The 13,739-nt window shown below is 65.7% G+C and carries 18 protein-coding genes and 1 pseudogene; 11 read left to right on the top strand and 8 right to left on the bottom strand.

The features are described from left to right. Positions 1-121: 121 nt before the first annotated feature. Positions 122-969, top strand: a pseudogene (locus M8523_RS34175) (alpha/beta fold hydrolase). A 304-nt stretch (positions 970-1,273) separates the two neighbouring features. Here M8523_RS34175 and M8523_RS34170 read toward each other — a convergent pair. Next, entirely contained in the window at positions 1,274-1,642 is a 369-nt protein-coding gene (locus tag M8523_RS34170; protein ID WP_282589285.1) for a TetR/AcrR family transcriptional regulator, read from the bottom strand. A 157-nt stretch (positions 1,643-1,799) separates the two neighbouring features. On the opposite strand from M8523_RS34170, the gene M8523_RS34165 reads away from it, so the two are divergent. Next, positions 1,800-2,168, top strand: a complete 369-nt coding sequence (locus tag M8523_RS34165; protein WP_282589286.1) for an inositol monophosphatase family protein — start codon at positions 1,800-1,802, stop codon at positions 2,166-2,168. Here M8523_RS34165 and M8523_RS34160 read toward each other — a convergent pair. Next, on the bottom strand, positions 2,161-2,769 hold the full coding sequence (locus tag M8523_RS34160; RefSeq protein ID WP_282589284.1) for a CGNR zinc finger domain-containing protein: 609 nt from the start codon (positions 2,767-2,769) through the stop codon (positions 2,161-2,163). The two genes, M8523_RS34165 and M8523_RS34160, sit on opposite strands and share 8 nt — an antisense overlap. 30 nt (positions 2,770-2,799) lie before the next feature. Here M8523_RS34160 and M8523_RS34155 point away from each other — a divergent pair, with 30 nt between their 5' ends. Together M8523_RS34155 and M8523_RS34150 are read left to right on the top strand one after the other, a co-directional pair. Further along, complete coding sequence (locus M8523_RS34155) at positions 2,800-3,519, top strand: AzlC family ABC transporter permease (protein WP_282589283.1); 720 nt, start codon at positions 2,800-2,802, stop codon at positions 3,517-3,519. Further along, the gene (locus M8523_RS34150; RefSeq protein WP_282589282.1) at positions 3,512-3,814 is read left to right on the top strand and encodes an AzlD domain-containing protein; all 303 of its coding nucleotides are present in this window, start codon (positions 3,512-3,514) and stop codon (positions 3,812-3,814) included. The genes M8523_RS34155 and M8523_RS34150 overlap by 8 nt, the downstream gene beginning before the upstream one ends. Positions 3,815-3,869: 55 nt before the next feature. Here the strand turns inward: M8523_RS34150 and M8523_RS34145 are convergent, their stop codons facing one another. Both M8523_RS34145 and M8523_RS34140 read right to left on the bottom strand, forming a co-directional pair. Beyond that, positions 3,870-4,418, bottom strand: coding sequence for a PhzF family phenazine biosynthesis protein (locus tag M8523_RS34145; protein WP_282589281.1), 549 nt, complete (start codon positions 4,416-4,418; stop codon positions 3,870-3,872). Further along, positions 4,375-5,295, bottom strand: a complete 921-nt coding sequence (locus tag M8523_RS34140) for an AraC family transcriptional regulator (protein WP_282589280.1) — start codon at positions 5,293-5,295, stop codon at positions 4,375-4,377. The genes M8523_RS34145 and M8523_RS34140 overlap by 44 nt, the downstream gene beginning before the upstream one ends. Before the next feature lie 208 nt (positions 5,296-5,503). Here M8523_RS34140 and M8523_RS34135 point away from each other — a divergent pair, with 208 nt between their 5' ends. Further along, positions 5,504-6,091: a DUF308 domain-containing protein gene (locus M8523_RS34135; RefSeq protein ID WP_282589279.1), complete on the top strand. Its 588-nt coding sequence runs from the start codon at positions 5,504-5,506 to the stop codon at positions 6,089-6,091. Positions 6,092-6,198: 107 nt separating this feature from the next. On the opposite strand, the gene M8523_RS34130 is transcribed toward M8523_RS34135, so the two are convergent. Together M8523_RS34130 and M8523_RS34125 are read right to left on the bottom strand one after the other, a co-directional pair. Further along, entirely contained in the window at positions 6,199-6,441 is a 243-nt protein-coding gene (locus M8523_RS34130) for a DUF736 domain-containing protein (RefSeq protein WP_282589278.1), read from the bottom strand. Positions 6,442-6,726: 285 nt separating this feature from the next. Next, positions 6,727-7,263, bottom strand: a complete 537-nt coding sequence (locus tag M8523_RS34125) for a DUF309 domain-containing protein (protein WP_282589277.1) — start codon at positions 7,261-7,263, stop codon at positions 6,727-6,729. Positions 7,264-7,373: 110 nt separating this feature from the next. On the opposite strand from M8523_RS34125, the gene M8523_RS34120 reads away from it, so the two are divergent. Continuing rightward, positions 7,374-8,183 carry a carbohydrate ABC transporter permease gene (locus M8523_RS34120; protein WP_282589276.1) on the top strand — a complete coding sequence of 270 codons (810 nt, stop codon included), beginning with the start codon at positions 7,374-7,376 and terminating at the stop codon, positions 8,181-8,183. Positions 8,184-8,260: 77 nt separating this feature from the next. On the opposite strand, the gene M8523_RS34115 is transcribed toward M8523_RS34120, so the two are convergent. After that, the gene (locus tag M8523_RS34115; RefSeq protein ID WP_282589275.1) at positions 8,261-8,620 is read right to left on the bottom strand and encodes a winged helix-turn-helix transcriptional regulator; all 360 of its coding nucleotides are present in this window, start codon (positions 8,618-8,620) and stop codon (positions 8,261-8,263) included. A gap of 78 nt (positions 8,621-8,698) precedes the next feature. Between M8523_RS34115 and M8523_RS34110 the strand changes: the two genes are divergently transcribed. The 4 genes from M8523_RS34110 to M8523_RS34095 are packed head-to-tail and all read left to right on the top strand — an operon-like array spanning position 8,699 to position 12,177. Continuing rightward, complete coding sequence (locus M8523_RS34110) at positions 8,699-9,685, top strand: zinc-dependent alcohol dehydrogenase family protein (protein ID WP_282589274.1); 987 nt, start codon at positions 8,699-8,701, stop codon at positions 9,683-9,685. A 24-nt stretch (positions 9,686-9,709) separates the two neighbouring features. Next, a complete protein-coding gene (locus M8523_RS34105) occupies positions 9,710-10,849 on the top strand; it encodes an epoxide hydrolase family protein (RefSeq protein WP_282589273.1) in 1,140 nt (379 codons plus the stop codon). A 15-nt stretch (positions 10,850-10,864) separates the two neighbouring features. Continuing rightward, positions 10,865-11,251 carry an ester cyclase gene (locus M8523_RS34100; RefSeq protein ID WP_282589272.1) on the top strand — a complete coding sequence of 129 codons (387 nt, stop codon included), beginning with the start codon at positions 10,865-10,867 and terminating at the stop codon, positions 11,249-11,251. Between the two features lie 14 nt (positions 11,252-11,265). Beyond that, positions 11,266-12,177 (top strand): alpha/beta fold hydrolase, encoded by a 912-nt coding sequence (locus M8523_RS34095; RefSeq protein ID WP_282589271.1) that lies wholly within the window; start codon positions 11,266-11,268, stop codon positions 12,175-12,177. Between the two features lie 274 nt (positions 12,178-12,451). On the opposite strand, the gene M8523_RS34090 is transcribed toward M8523_RS34095, so the two are convergent. Beyond that, entirely contained in the window at positions 12,452-13,363 is a 912-nt protein-coding gene (locus tag M8523_RS34090; RefSeq protein WP_282589270.1) for a LysR family transcriptional regulator, read from the bottom strand. A 91-nt stretch (positions 13,364-13,454) separates the two neighbouring features. Here M8523_RS34090 and M8523_RS34085 point away from each other — a divergent pair. After that, positions 13,455-13,739 (top strand): SDR family NAD(P)-dependent oxidoreductase (locus M8523_RS34085; protein WP_282589269.1); only part of this gene is annotated, 285 nt, incomplete at its 3' end.

The following is a 13,739-nucleotide window of genomic DNA, read 5'->3' as shown; positions in this document are numbered from 1 at the left end:
AAGACGAAAATCGAGCGTCACTCTCCGACGTCATGTCCAACCCCACATCAGCCCGATGCCGATCATAGTGCCCGACCGCGACGTAAGACGACGAAGCTTTCTGACTCAGTAAGACTAACGCATGACCCAGGTTCGCTTCAGCACCGTCGACGTGGACGGCTTCAAGATCTTCTCCCGCGAGGCGGGCGACCGCTCCCGGCCGACGCTCCTGCTGCTGCACGGCTTCCCGTCCTCCAACCACATGTTCCGGGACCTGATCTCGCTCCTGGCGGACCGGTTCCACCTAGTGGCACCCGATCTGCCGGCATTCGGCCTGTCCGAGATCAAGCCCCGGAGCGCTTTCGAGTACAACTTCGACAACCTCGCCAAGGTCATCGGCCGGTTCACCGAGGTGCTTGGGCTCGACCGCTACGCGCTCTACGTCTTCGATTACGACGCGCCGACCGGCTTCCGGATCGCCATGGCGCACCCCGAGCGGGTGACCGCCATCGTCTCGCAGAACGGCAACGCCTGCGAAAAAGGCCTGAGCGAAGGCTGGAACCCGATCCAGCGCTATTGGCGCGACCCGAGCGACGCCAACCGCCAAGCCTTGCGCGAGCTGCTCACCCCGGCCTCGATCCGCTGGCAGTACGAACATGGCGTGCCCGACACCTCCGTGGTGTCGCCCGATGGAAGCGCGCTCGACGCGTGGTACATCGCCCGCCCAGAGGTGGACGAGATCCAGCTCGACATGTTCCGCAGCTACGCCACCAACGTGGCGCTCTATCCCGCCTTCCAGGCCTACTTTCGGCAGCACTAGCCGAAACTCCTGGCGATCTGGGGCCGGAACGATCCCTTTTTCCTGCCCCCGGGCGCCGAAGCCTTCCGCCGCGACATGCACCACGCCGACGTGCGCTTTCTGAGACCGGGCACTTCGCGCTTGAGACGCATGCGGCAGAGATCGCGGACGCGATCAAGGCCGTGCTCTGATCGAGGCGACTGAAGCGTCCGCCCGCGCGCAATCAAACAGCGCCTTAAAAAGTGGACATTGAGGTGAGAACAAACGCTTAGAGTTGCTGAAGCGATATCAAAAACCTTCTTGTGACCGTCTCCGATGCAAGGTGAAATCGTTATTATTCGGACGCTTGGGGTGGATCGAAAGAGCTATACTTGAAGGTCAAACGATCCTGCGCTGAGCTTGTGATCACGTTCTGCGAGTTCGTGTCGTCGGAGGGGACGTCGCCATGCCGAACTCACGGCCTTGTCCTGCACTTCATCAACGAATAGCCGAAGCTTATCGTGATAGTTCCAGAAGGCTTTCGACGGTAGCCAGGATCAAGCAGCGCGTCGCCTCGATCTCCCTGACGAGGACGGCGGACTCGCGCTCAATGAGTGTCAGAGTGACGGCGTCCTTGTTCGGGAAGTATTGGTACAGCGAGCCGATGCTGACGCCGGCCCGATCAGCGATGGCGTTCGTGGTGTAACCCTCGAAGCCGAGCTTCTTCAGAATGTGAGTCGCGCCCTCCAGGATGGTGTCGACCGCCGCGCCGCCCGCTCCTGATGGGCCACTTTCCGAGGGGCGAACTTCCGCTTGGATGAGGCTCGGCTCGTGGGGTAAACGCGAGTTCGAGGCGTGAGCTGAATCTGATATTTTAGGCCGCATCAGTCAACACCGAGGTGCCTTGTGGCAACCGACCTCGACCGGTGCGCCGACGCGCTCCGATCCCTTTCCGACGACCTCGCGCGGACCGGTCCCCGGACAGTTCGTGACGCGTCTCCGGCCGACATGATCCTTTACGCTCGCGAGATGAGCGCGGAGCCTGCGCGCGTCGCTTGCCGAGCTTCATCCGGAGATCGGATGGACCGCCGAGGAAGCTCATCCGGATGGCCCGGATTACTGGCTCTACGATCCGATCGATGGCGCGTATCACTTCCTCCGGGGCCTTCCGCTCTGGGCAAGTTCCCTCGCCCTCGTTCGGCACGGGCGTCCCGTGGCGTTGCTCGTCTACGATTCCAAGGGAGAAGAGCTGTTCGCCGCGACCGAGAACGGCGGCGCCACCTGCAACGGGGTGCCGCTCGCCGTCTCGACCAAGGTGGACATGACGGCAACCGTCGTCGGCACTGCTATCCCTAGATGCCGTCCTGGGCACGCCTGCATCGCACAACCTGTTGAAGGCGGTGTCAGCTAGGCTGACCTCGCCGTTTCGCGTAGGAGCGGCGAACCCTTTCGCGGTTGCCACAACCGTCGCTGCACCAGAGGCGCGAGTGGTTGGGGCTTTCGTCGACGAAGAACCAGCCGCAGCCATTGGCTTGGCAGTTCCCGATCCGGCTCGCGTCGGTCGATGCGAGCAGGGTCGTGAGGGACCACAGGATCGGCCATAGGGGTTGACGCAGGTCGGTCCCGTCGAGGTCGAAGACGAACCGCTCGCCTTCCCGCGCCAGTTGTGGCTGCGGCGGAAGGCCGGAAAGCGCCCGGTTGACGAATCCGACGTTCAGGGAACGGCCGCTGCGAAGGATGTCTGCGCCCTCGATGAGGTCGGCACGAAAGTCATGGACCGACTCCATCAACGCGGTCGCCTCGGCCTCCTTCACATCCAACGCCGCCCGGAGGGCCACCACGGCGCGTTTCGACAATGTTCCCCGGTTTTCGCTCCAGGCGAGGAAGGCCGCGTAATCCGGGATGAGTTCCACCGGAGCGTCGGTCAGCCGCCAGTTCAATGTGTTGGCGAAGTCCAGGCAGACGCGGCCGCCAAAGAACTTGGCCTCGGATCGGGCGGCTTCCCTTGACATGCGACAGCGCCTCGTGGTGATTTAACGGTCATGACCATTAGCACGGCAGCGGTATTCCCGTCGAGACCCGCCTTCACGGCTGCCGCCTTCCGCCGAGGCTTGGTCGCCGGCCTGCCGTTCCTGGCCAGCTACGGCGCTCCGGCCCTGGTCATGGGCGTCGCCTACAAGGGTCTGGGGCTCGGCTTCGTCCCGGCCGTGCTGTTCAGCCTCCTCGTCTACTCCTCTACAGCCCAGGCCGTGACGCTCGGCCTTTGGGCGCTGCCTCCGCCGATCGCGGCGTTCGTGCTCGCCTCCGTGGCGACGAATGCCAGGTACCTCGTCATGGGAGCACATCTGCACCAGAGCTTCGGCCGGTTCGGCAAGTGCCTGATGTACCCCATCCTGTTCTTCCTGTCGGACGGGTCCTGGATGTTGACCGCGGCCGACACCGAGCGCTCCGGGCCCGATGCGGGCTATCTGCTCGGCAGCAGCCTGCCCGGTTGGATCGGCTGGGTGGCGGGAACGGGGCTCGGCTACCTGCTGCCCCTCAAGGCGACCGGGCCCTTCGCGGCGGCGACCGCCGTCCTTCCCCTCGCCTTCGTGATCACGCTTTTGCCGACCCAATGGCGTGGCGGCCGGTTCATCGTGCCGTGGCTGGCCTCGGCGGCTGGCGGGTTGATCGCAGCCGCCTGGCTCGGCGAAAGCTGGGCGATGCTGGCCGGCGGAAGCATCGGAACGTTCTACAGCCTGATCCGGGGGGACGATGCTTGACTGGCACATCATGGCCGCGATCGGCTGCGTCGGGCTGACGAGCTACGCCATGCGGGCGGGAGGGTTTCTGGCAGCCGCCGTCATGCCCGCCGCCGGTCCGATGCAACGCTTCCTCCGCCTCGCGCCCGGTAACCTGTTCGTGGCGTTCGTCGCGGCCGGTTGCATCGAAGGCGGCATTCCCAACATCGCGGGCTCGATCGTGGCGCTCGCGACGATGGTGGTCGCGCGGCGGGAATGGGCGGCTCTGATCGCGGGCTTCGGAGCGGCGGCCTTTGCCGCTGCCGTCGTAGTGTGATCCCCCTGGCGGTGTTGAATGCCCAGTATCGAGGGGGCCGTGTCGGGTCGGACGCTCAGGAGAGTTCGAACGTCCCCTCGAACATGGTGGCGCACCTGCCGCCCACGTAGGCTCTCGTCGTCTGTCCGTCGCGAACCGCCCGCGTCAGGAGCGTGCTCGGCCGTCCCATGTCCTCGCCCTGGAGCACGCGAAGGCGTACGTCCATGCCGCGCAGTTCCGCGAGCAGGGCAGTGAGCGCGGCCGTCGCGCTTCCCGTCGCGATCGGGCCGCGTTCCAAAAAGGTCATTGAGGTATGCAGCGCTTCAGCGGTCGGCCAGGAGCTGGGCCACCGACGTCCATCGCCGTCCGGGATAGCGAGTGTTGTCGAGGGGCGCGAGTTTTCCTCGGCCGCGTCGAGTTCGACGACGGTCACGCCGGGGGCGGCGAGCCGGGCGACCTTGTCGGGCGTGTGCCGCGTCGGACGATCGATTTCACGTCCGCGTGGCGCAGGCGCGACTCGCGCGATCCCACCCCGAGGGCCCCGGTCGCGCCCGCCACCAGAATGGTCACCGGTTCCCCTTTCACTCCATATCGACCAGGCCCGGCCGATGATCCGAGCCGCCATGTTCGGCAGCCTCTCGCGGGGAGTGACCGAACAGCGCCTTGTAGGCGCGGCTGAAGGCGGCCTCGGACACGTAGCCGACGCGCAGGCCGATCTCGCCGACCCTGGCGTCGCGACGGACGAGCATGTCCCGTGCGAGGTTGAGCCGCCACTCGTTGTGGTAACGGAGCGGCGGGCGCCCGACTAGTGCGTTGAACCTTTCGCAGAAGCTGGAACGCGACATGCCGGCGACGCCGGCCAGGGCGTCGATGCTCCAATGCCGCGTCGGCTCTTCGTGGATGGCCTTGAGGGCCCGGCCGACGCGCGCGTCGGAAAGCCCGCCCAGCCATCCGGACGTGTTCCCCAGATGCACCCACGTGCGCAGTGTGCGGATGACGATCAGGTCGATGATCCGGGAGATCATCAGGGCCGAGCCGGGCTGGGCATCGGTGACCTCGATCATCAGGAAGGGCAACATGCCGTCGAGCCATCCCACCGCCTGTGCGCGGCGGATGTGGATGCGCTGGGGCAGCGCGGAGATCATGCCCCTCAGGCTGTAGGGATCGAACCAAAATCGGCAGACGACAACGTCCGCTTGTGCGCTCGACGCCCACAGCCGCAGGTCACCAGGGCCGCGAGGCAGGAGCACAAGGTCACCCTTGTCGATCCGACCCGCCCCTTCGTCGCCGGCATCGACGTGAAGCTCGCCGTCCGCCATCACGACGGCGTAGGCGGCGTCGCGATCCAGGTTCAACACCTCGCCCTGGGCGAGAGCGTTGGACATGACCCGGTCTCCCGTGAGGCGGATCTGCGCCAGGACGTGCGAGAGCAGGTCGCCAGAGGCGATCCCGCGCGAGCCTTCGTCCGGAAGATCGGTCAAGTTTTCCAGCGGTTCGGTCATGGCCACTGCGGGGTTCGAGCCGTAAACATGGTCTTCATGAACGCATGTACCCATTGATCCTACATGATTTTCCGACGCGCGGCAGCGGATCCCTCGGTAGCCGCACTGGTCCGGGAACCATGCAGATCATCGCCGTGAAGATCACGAGTACCGCGCTCATCGAAGTGGCCCCGCGGGGGCCGACCTCATCCACAGAAAGGAAGCTCGCATGACCCGCGACACCCTCCGGCCGTCCTCCACCGTCTCCGCAATGCCTTGGCTGAGAACCTACTACTTCGTCCGCGCCGGTGCGTCCGTCGCCTGGGTCACGGCCGCGTTCACCATCGGCAGGACCATGCCGATGACCGCCGCGATCCTGCTGGTCGCCTACCCGGCCTGGGATGCCTTGGCCAACGTCGTCGACGGGCAGCGCAGCGGTGGCCTCGGCCGCAATCCCAGCCAGGCGCTCAACGCCGTGGTCAGCACCGTCACAGCAGCCACGGTCGCAGTCGCGCTCGGACGGGGCCTGCACGCGGTCATGGCGGTATTCGGCGTTTGGGCCATCCTTTCCGGCCTGTTCCAGGGCATCACCGGCTGGCGCCGCTGGAAGACGGGGGCCCAGTGGGCGATGATCCTGAGCGGGGTACAGTCGGCGTTGGCGGGGTCTTATTTCATCATGAAGGCCTACGGCGCGCCGACACCCGGCATCACCGACATCGCCCCCTATGCCGCGTTCGGTGCCTTCTACTTCCTGGTGTCGGCCGTGTGGCTCACGGTAACCGCTATGCGCGGGACATCGGTCGAGCACGCCGCTTGATCGACGATGGTTCACCGGTCGAGCCTATCAGTCGCTTCGCCCCGTGCTCCAAGTCTCACTCCGCCGATAAAGCGGCGCCCCGTCCGGGACGAGGCGTCGCCACTCCCTCAATCCCGCTCGCGCCGGGTGCCGCGCGACCAGACCAGGTTGTGGCCCTTCCCGTTCTCGTCGACGAGCAGGCTGGCGTAGACAGGGGCCATGAGGCTTGGGTCGTCGAGCAGGTCCGAGAGGTACGGTCGTTCTTCCTTCGAGCGCTTGGACCACGCCGCCCCGACTTCCGTCCGCCCGGAGAACACCCTTTGGCGATGACGCTCATGTCGATCTCCCGTTTCGCTTGAGCCCGCGTCCATCGTGGCCTCGATGGCGATCTAGGTGCGGGGGGCGATCTTAGCCGCATCCGCCGGGAGCACAGCGGAGCAGAGAATGGCAAAGGAACGGGCCTCTTGTCTCGCGCGGAATGCGGCTCGCCGCAGGGGAAGAAGGCCGGGCAAAGCCGTTGCGGCAGTCGATCGAGGCGCAGCCGTCCTTCGGTCAGGTCATCCAGTCAAAGAAGCCCCGAGGCACGCGCTTACGCCGAAATCGGGCGATCAGGCACGCCAGGCGATCATCCTTGGCCAAGGACGGCTGTTGCGCGCTCAAAGGACATCCGCGCCGAGATAGAAATCGAAGACGACCGCCTCGTTGAACCGAACCGGTGCCTCGGGCTTTGACGAGACGGGTGCCTCGGCCTGCACCGCCAGGGCTTCCAAAGAGATGCCGAGCATCCCTTCCAGGGAAGAATGGCCATGTGCGGCGTCACGAAGCAGCGCGGCGGCACGTCGCCCATGACGGCCTGCGGCGATCGCCTTGCCTTCGCGACGCTTCACGCCTGCCGCGGCCGTGAGGATCAGTCCCTTGAGCAGCGCTCGGTCGGCACTGCCGCGGTCGGCGGCGCGCCAGAGAGGCTCCCAGGCTTCGTGCGCTTCCCAGTAGTAGCCGTGGTTGAACAGATCCATTCCCCAGCGAAATGCCTCGGCATCAGAGCATGTCTCACAGACCGGTGACGCCGCCTCGGGATCGTAGCTGTGGCCGAGAGGATGGCGGACCGGATGCGGGAAGCGGCCGGGCAGGTAGGCATAGGAAGGAAACCTCCGGCCGGGCAGCAGGCGAGGACGTCGTTCGCGAACGGGCATGGGCCCCCATGTCTTTCATCGTGCCGCGCGAACGCGCTGCAACAGGACTACACGATCCGTGTGGCTTCGGGCCGAGCGCCGTGACACACCGGCAGGCTTGAGGTCCGACTATGAAGACTGTGAAGAAGCTCGCGGTGACGACATTGGCCTGGAGCGTGGCCTTAAGCCTGTCTCAGCCGATCCTGTGGATGGGCCTGACGGCTTTCAAGACGGATCTCGATGCGCTTCAGTTCCCGCCCAAACTCCTCTTCAGGCCGACGCTGGAGAACTTCCTTGCGGCCAACGGCAGCGTCCCCGTCCTGAGGCCGATCCTCAACAGCGTCGTCGAGTCGAGCGGGGCAACGGCGCTGTGCTTCCTGTTCGCTTTTCCGGCCGCCTACGCCCTCGCCTTCCATGGCGGACGGAACCGGAACACGATCTTGCTCGGCATGTTGATGACGCGCTTCATGCCCGGCATCGGCATCATGCTGCCCATGTACCTGATCTTCAAGGCCATCGGGCTGATCGACACCCAACTCGGTCTGGTTCTCGTCCTCGCGCTGGTCAACCTGCCGATCGTGGTGTGGATGCTTTATTACTACATGCGCGAGATCCCACGCGACATCATCGAGAGTGCGCGCCTCGATGGTGCGACGGCGGCCCAGCAACTCGTCCACGTGCTGTTTCCCTTGTGCCTTCCGGGCGTCTGTTCGACCGCCCTTCTGTCTGCCGTCCTGTGCTGGAACGAGTCGTTCTGGAGCATCCAGATGACCTCGTCCGCCGCCGCGCCCCTCAGCGCCTATATCGCGACCCTGTCCGGCGACGTACTGTGGGGTAAGCTCTCCGCCGCGTCCTTGCTGGCGGTGGGACCCATCTTGCTTGTCGGCTGGCTGACGCAGCGCAGCTTCATCCGCGGCTTGACGTTCGGCGCCGTGCGGTAGGCATCAGTTCAGGGCGGCCGTAGACGCTCCTCCCGCTGGAGCGGGCGATCGGCTCCCCCCGCCATGAAGGCAAAGGTCTACGAGGCCGCTTCCGAACGTTTTAGACGCTCGCCCCAATCCCGCATGCTCAGGAGCACCGGCGCGAGCGAAGTTCCGAGGTCGGTGAGTTCGTATTCCACCTTGGGCGGCACCTCGGGATAGACAATGCGATTGACGACCCCGTCCGCCTCCAGCTCACGGAGCTGCAAGGTGATCATGCGCGGCGTGGCGTTGGGCACGGTCCGACAGAGCGCGTTGAAGCGCAGCTTGCCTTCCAGCAGGTGGAACAGCAGCACCGGCTTCCAGATGCCCCCAATGACGGAGAGCGTCGCCTCGACGTCGCAACCCGTCCGGCCGGCCCGCCGTCTTTCCCGGCGGATGCTGACGCTATCATCCATGATACTACATGCTCAATTTGTACGTACTACGATCCAAGAAGCTATCGCATTAGGATGCCGACCGGAAGGAGACGCCTCATGCGACGCTACAGGACCACGGGCCGCGAAGGCCCCGCCATCGTGCTCGAAGACATCGAGGAGCCCCATCCCGGCCAGGGCGAAATTGGGATCGAACCTCGGGCCGCCTCTCTCAACTACCGGGACTTGATCGTCGCATCCCGCATCGCCGGCGTCGTGCCGTTGTCGGACGGGGCGGGCCGCGTCTCCAGCGTGGGAGACGGTGTCGAAGGATTCGCCATCGGCGACCGCGTCGTCATCGGCTTCATGCCCGGTTGGGTCGAGGGCGAGTTCACCGAAGCCAAGAAGGCGACGGCCCTTGGCGGCGAGGGCGTCGATGGCGTTCTGGCCGAGTGCCTTGTCGTGCCGGCCAAGGGCGTGGTCCGCATTCCCGATAGCATGACGTTCGAGGAAGCCGCGACCCTCCCGTGCGCGGGGGTCACCGCATGGTCGGCCCTGTTCGAACGGCGTCCCGTCCAGCCAGGCGAGACCGTGCTCCTCCTCGGCACAGGCGGCGTGTCGATTTTCGCCCTGCAACTCGCCAAGCTCGCGGGCGCCCGCGTGATCATCACGTCAAGCTCCGACGAGAAGCTCGCCCGCGCCCGCGCCCTCGGGGCCGATCACGTCATCAACTATCGCGTGCGTCCGGACTGGGAGGATGAGGTCATCCGATTGACGGACGGCGTGGGTGCCGACCTCGCGGTCGACGTCGCGGGGCCAGCCACGCTCAACCGCACTCTCAAGGCGACCAGGATGGGCGGGCGGATCTCGCTCATGGGCGTCCTGACGGGGTTCGAGGGCTCGGTCGACACGGATACCATCCTAGGGAAGCGGATCACCCTCCAGGGCATCTACGTCGGGCCGGTGGCCACACTTCGCGCACTGATCGCGACCGGCATCAAGCCTCAGGTGGACCGCGTGTTTCCGTTCGAGGAAGCGCCTGCCGCCTACGAGGCGCTGCGAGCCGCAGACCATGTCGGTAAGATCGTCGTGAAGATCGGCCGCTGAGGCGCGGCGCCCGGGGAGATGACCATGGTTTCACCATTCACGATCGACATCCCGGCCGAACGTCTTGCCGCCATCATGGCCAAGGTGAAGGCCTACGATTGGAGCCAGCTTCCGGATGCGGGTGGGTGGAAGTCGGGCGTCGGCATCGACGACCTGAAGAGGCTCGTCGCCTATTGGCGCGACACCTACGACTGGCGCGCGGTCGAACGTCGCCTCAATCACTTGCCCCAGTTCACGACCGACATCGAGGGTGAGCGCATCCACTTCGTCCATCTGCGGGGGAACGGGTCGAAGCCGCCGCTCCTGCTGCTCCACGGGTGGCCTGGCTCATACCTCGAATTCGAGCAGCTGATGGAGCCGCTTGCGGCGGATGGGCATGATGTCGTCGTTCCCTCGCTGCCGGGCTTCGCGTTTTCCAAGCCGATCACCGGCGTCATCGGCCCGCGCCGTGCCGGCGAACTGATGCACGGGTTGATGGTGCGGCTGTTCGGGCAGACGCGCTACGTCGTCCAGGGCGGGGATTGGGGTGCCCACATCGCGAGTTGGATGGCCTACGCACAGCCGGACGCGCTGCTCGGCTTCCACATCAACATGGTCAGCATCCTGGCCGAGGACGTCGCGCCCACCACGCCCGAGGACAAGGATCTGATCTCCCGCAGGGCGGCGATCCTGGACTGGGAGACCGGCTACAACCATGAGCAGGAAACGCGCCCGCAGACACTCGGCGTCGCGATGGCGGACAGCCCTGTCGGTGCCGCCGGATGGATCCTCGAAAAGTTCGGGGCCTGGGCCGACCTGCCAAAGCGGGCCGATGGCACCCCGGACATCTGGAGCAAGTTCACGGAGGAAGCTCTGATCACCGACATCATGCTCTATGTCGCCCCGTCCTCTGTCGTGACGGCAACCTGGATTTACCATGGCAAGCGACTGGAGCGCTCGGATCGGTTTCTCGGCGGGACACGCGTGCGGGCCCCGATGGGCGTCGCGGCCTTTCCCGACCCCGTCTTCCTGCCGACGCCCCGCTCGATGGTCGAGCGGACCTACGACGTCGTCCACTGGAGCGATATGGCTGCGGGTGGCCACTTCGCGGCCCTGGAACAACCGGTGCTGATGCTCGCCGACCTGAGGGCTTTCATCGCCACGGTTTCGAGTGGCCGGCGCTGATAAGGAAACACGCGAATGACGAAGGACGAACTCCTGGACCGGTATCGCGCCTACATCGACTGCCTGAACCGGCGTGACTGGTCACGGCTCGGGGATCACGTCGGCGACAAGGCCCGGCACAACGGCAAGGAGATCGGCCTCGTGGGCTACCGAAGCATGCTCGAAGGCGACGTCGCGGCGATCCCTGACCTCACGTTCAACATCGACTTTCTTGTTGCCGACCCGCCGGTCATCGGAGCCCGGCTGCTGTTCGACTGCACGCCACAAGGCGAGCTGTTCGGCCTGCCCGTCAACGGCAGGCGCGTCACCTTCACCGAGAACGTCTTCTACCGTTTCGAGGATGGGAAGGTCGAAACCGTTTGGTCCGTGATCGACGTGGCGGCGATCCAGGCGCAGCTCTGACCGACGGTGAATGGATGTCGACCCTGAAGACCGCCCGAACCGAGACCCTGGACATTGCCTACCTCGACGAGGGCCCGGCGGCGGGGTGGCCGATCGTTCTGGCGCATGGGTTCCCGTACGACGTCCATGCCTACGACGAGGTTGTGCCGCGCCTGGCGCAAGCGGGAGCGCGCGTGATCGTGCCGTACCTTCGCGGCTTCGGCCCCACGCGCTTTCGTTCGGCTGACACGATGCGCAGCGGTCAGCAGGCGGCGCTTGCGCGGGACCTCATCGACCTGTTGGACGCTCTCGGCATCCCGAGCGCCATCCTGGCCGGATACGACTGGGGAGGCTGCGCGTCCTGCGTCGCATCCGCCCTCTGGCCGGAACGGGTGACCGGCCTCGTTTCCTACGCGGGTTACGACATCATCGACGTGGACCGGCTCCGGCGCGCCCTCCCGCCGGCCTCCGAGCTGGTCTCCTGGTACCAGCACCTGTTCCAATCGGAACGCGGCCGCGAGTGTTTGACGGATCATCGTCGCGCCTTGTGCCGCATCCTCTGGGAGCAGTGGTCGCCGGGTTGGACGTTCGACGACGCGACCTTCGAGAGGACGGCAAGGTCATTCGACAATCCGGACTTTGTCGACGTGGTGATCCACTGCTACCGTTTCTGCTTTGGCCATGCGACAGGCGATCGGGCCCTCGCGTCGCTGGAAGAGCGCTTGGCGCAGAGGCCCCCGATCCGCGTTCCCACGATCACGCTGGATGGCACTCGTGACCCGCTGAAACCTGGCGGGACGGCGAGTCACGCCGACATGTTTGCCGCCCGTCATGAGCACCGTTCCGTGGATTGCGGCCACAACTTCCCTTGGGAAGCGCCTCACAAATTCGCGGAGGCGATCCTGACGGTTCGCAGTTGGACGGCTCGGGGAACCGCTTCCGCTTGAGCCCGCGTTCATCGGGGCCGCGATGGCGATCCAGGTGCTTGAAGCGATCGACGCCACATCCCCCAGGACCGCAGCGCCAACGAAGGACGGTGAAAGAAGGACGACTGGTGCGGTGCGGCAGAGGCGAAGCCGATGCTCGGCCAGGTCAGCCAGTCGAACAGGCCGTGACGCGCGGACCCGCACGAAGCGCCGGGATGAGCACTAAACGATCTGACGGGATTGTAGGCCGGCGCCTATGTCGATGAGAGCTGAACACTCTGGATTCGGCCGGTATCTAGCTCCAGTTCATGCCTGAAAGGTGCTCGGCCAGGAAGGCGGCGAGTGCCTCGACTTTCGCGGGTCGGGTTCGCGTGGTGGGCGTGACGAAGTAGAGGGCTCCCCTGGGCAGCGTCCAGTCAGTCAGAATAGCCTCCATCCGCCCGTCCTTCAGGTACTCGGCCGCGATGAAGCCCGGGAACTCGGCGATGGCGAGACCGTCCAGCACGGCCGGCACCAGCGCATCCGCGTTCGTCACCCGCAATGGGCCGCGCGGCGTGATGTTGACCTGCTCGCCCGCCGTGTTGGTGAAGTGCCACACGTCGGCGCGGGCGGCGTAGGCATAGCCCAGGCAGTCCCGCCCTTCGAGGTCGCGCGGGTGACGGGGCCGGCCGTGCTTGGCGAGGTAGGTCGGGGCCGCGACCACGAAAGGCGACACGGGGCAGAGCTTGCGGGCGATCAGGGAGCCGCTATCGAGGTTCGACGTAATGCGTAGCGCCGCGTCGAAGCCTTGGCCGACGATGTCGACCTTGGCGTCGCTGAGGTGCAGGTCAATGGAGACCTCGGGATAAGCTCGGAAGAAGGCTGGCAGGATCGGCGCCACCCAGCGCAGACCGAAGGACATCGGCACCGCAAGCCGGATGAGGCCGCGCGGTCTCGCCGAAGCCTCTCGTCCCGTGTTCTCCGCTTCCTCGGCCTCGGAGTAGATCCGGGCGGCCCGTTCGGCAAGCGTTAGCCCGAAGACGGTCAGGGCGAGCTGGCGTGAGGTTCGGTTGAACAGCCGCGCTCCGAGTCGCTCCTCAAGCCGGCTGACCCCGCGTGACACGGTGGCCACCGACACGCCCATGGTGCGGGCCGCAGCCGCGAAGGAGCGCTCCTCCGCCACCTTGGCGAACATCGCCAGCCCCTCGAAATCCGGCATTCGCGACATCGACAATCCTGCAACGATGGTTTGCAGACCTTTCTATTTCGCGCTGGTGCAGCCGTCGATACCTTCTCCCCATCAACGATGGAGAACAACGATGGCACGCAAACTCGACGGTAAGATCGCCCTGGTCACGGGCGGCACCTCCGGCATCGGCCTGGCGATCGCGCAGCGGTTCGTCAAGGAAGGCGCCTACGTCTTCATCACCGGCCGCCGTGCGGCCGAACTCGACAAGGCCGTGGCGTCGCTCGGCGGCCATGGCACCGGGGTGCAGAACGACGCCAGCAAGCTGAGCGACCTTAACGTGCGGATTCCGACGATGCCGGCCAGTGTTTCCGATATGAAGCCGGCCACCTATTCCGACTTCAAGCCGGCCACGGTT

The sequence above is a fragment of the Lichenifustis flavocetrariae genome (assembly GCF_026130545.1).
Lineage (GTDB): Bacteria > Pseudomonadota > Alphaproteobacteria > Rhizobiales > Beijerinckiaceae > Lichenihabitans > Lichenihabitans flavocetrariae.
This window is presented reverse-complemented; position numbering and strand designations above follow the sequence as displayed.

Coding starts and splice junctions, on each gene's coding strand:
- M8523_RS34170 (WP_282589285.1), bottom strand. CDS start 1,642: ATGCGGCCTAAAATATCAGATTCAGCTCACGCCTCGAACTCGCGTTTA.
- M8523_RS34160 (WP_282589284.1), bottom strand. CDS start 2,769: ATGTCAAGGGAAGCCGCCCGATCCGAGGCCAAGTTCTTTGGCGGCCGC.
- M8523_RS34155 (WP_282589283.1), top strand. CDS start 2,800: ATGACCATTAGCACGGCAGCGGTATTCCCGTCGAGACCCGCCTTCACG.
- M8523_RS34150 (WP_282589282.1), top strand. CDS start 3,512: ATGCTTGACTGGCACATCATGGCCGCGATCGGCTGCGTCGGGCTGACG.
- M8523_RS34145 (WP_282589281.1), bottom strand. CDS start 4,418: ATGGCGGCTCGGATCATCGGCCGGGCCTGGTCGATATGGAGTGAAAGG.
- M8523_RS34140 (WP_282589280.1), bottom strand. CDS start 5,295: ATGACCGAACCGCTGGAAAACTTGACCGATCTTCCGGACGAAGGCTCG.
- M8523_RS34135 (WP_282589279.1), top strand. CDS start 5,504: ATGACCCGCGACACCCTCCGGCCGTCCTCCACCGTCTCCGCAATGCCT.
- M8523_RS34130 (WP_282589278.1), bottom strand. CDS start 6,441: ATGGACGCGGGCTCAAGCGAAACGGGAGATCGACATGAGCGTCATCGC.
- M8523_RS34125 (WP_282589277.1), bottom strand. CDS start 7,263: ATGCCCGTTCGCGAACGACGTCCTCGCCTGCTGCCCGGCCGGAGGTTT.
- M8523_RS34120 (WP_282589276.1), top strand. CDS start 7,374: ATGAAGACTGTGAAGAAGCTCGCGGTGACGACATTGGCCTGGAGCGTG.
- M8523_RS34115 (WP_282589275.1), bottom strand. CDS start 8,620: ATGGATGATAGCGTCAGCATCCGCCGGGAAAGACGGCGGGCCGGCCGG.
- M8523_RS34110 (WP_282589274.1), top strand. CDS start 8,699: ATGCGACGCTACAGGACCACGGGCCGCGAAGGCCCCGCCATCGTGCTC.
- M8523_RS34105 (WP_282589273.1), top strand. CDS start 9,710: ATGGTTTCACCATTCACGATCGACATCCCGGCCGAACGTCTTGCCGCC.
- M8523_RS34100 (WP_282589272.1), top strand. CDS start 10,865: ATGACGAAGGACGAACTCCTGGACCGGTATCGCGCCTACATCGACTGC.
- M8523_RS34095 (WP_282589271.1), top strand. CDS start 11,266: ATGTCGACCCTGAAGACCGCCCGAACCGAGACCCTGGACATTGCCTAC.
- M8523_RS34090 (WP_282589270.1), bottom strand. CDS start 13,363: ATGTCGCGAATGCCGGATTTCGAGGGGCTGGCGATGTTCGCCAAGGTG.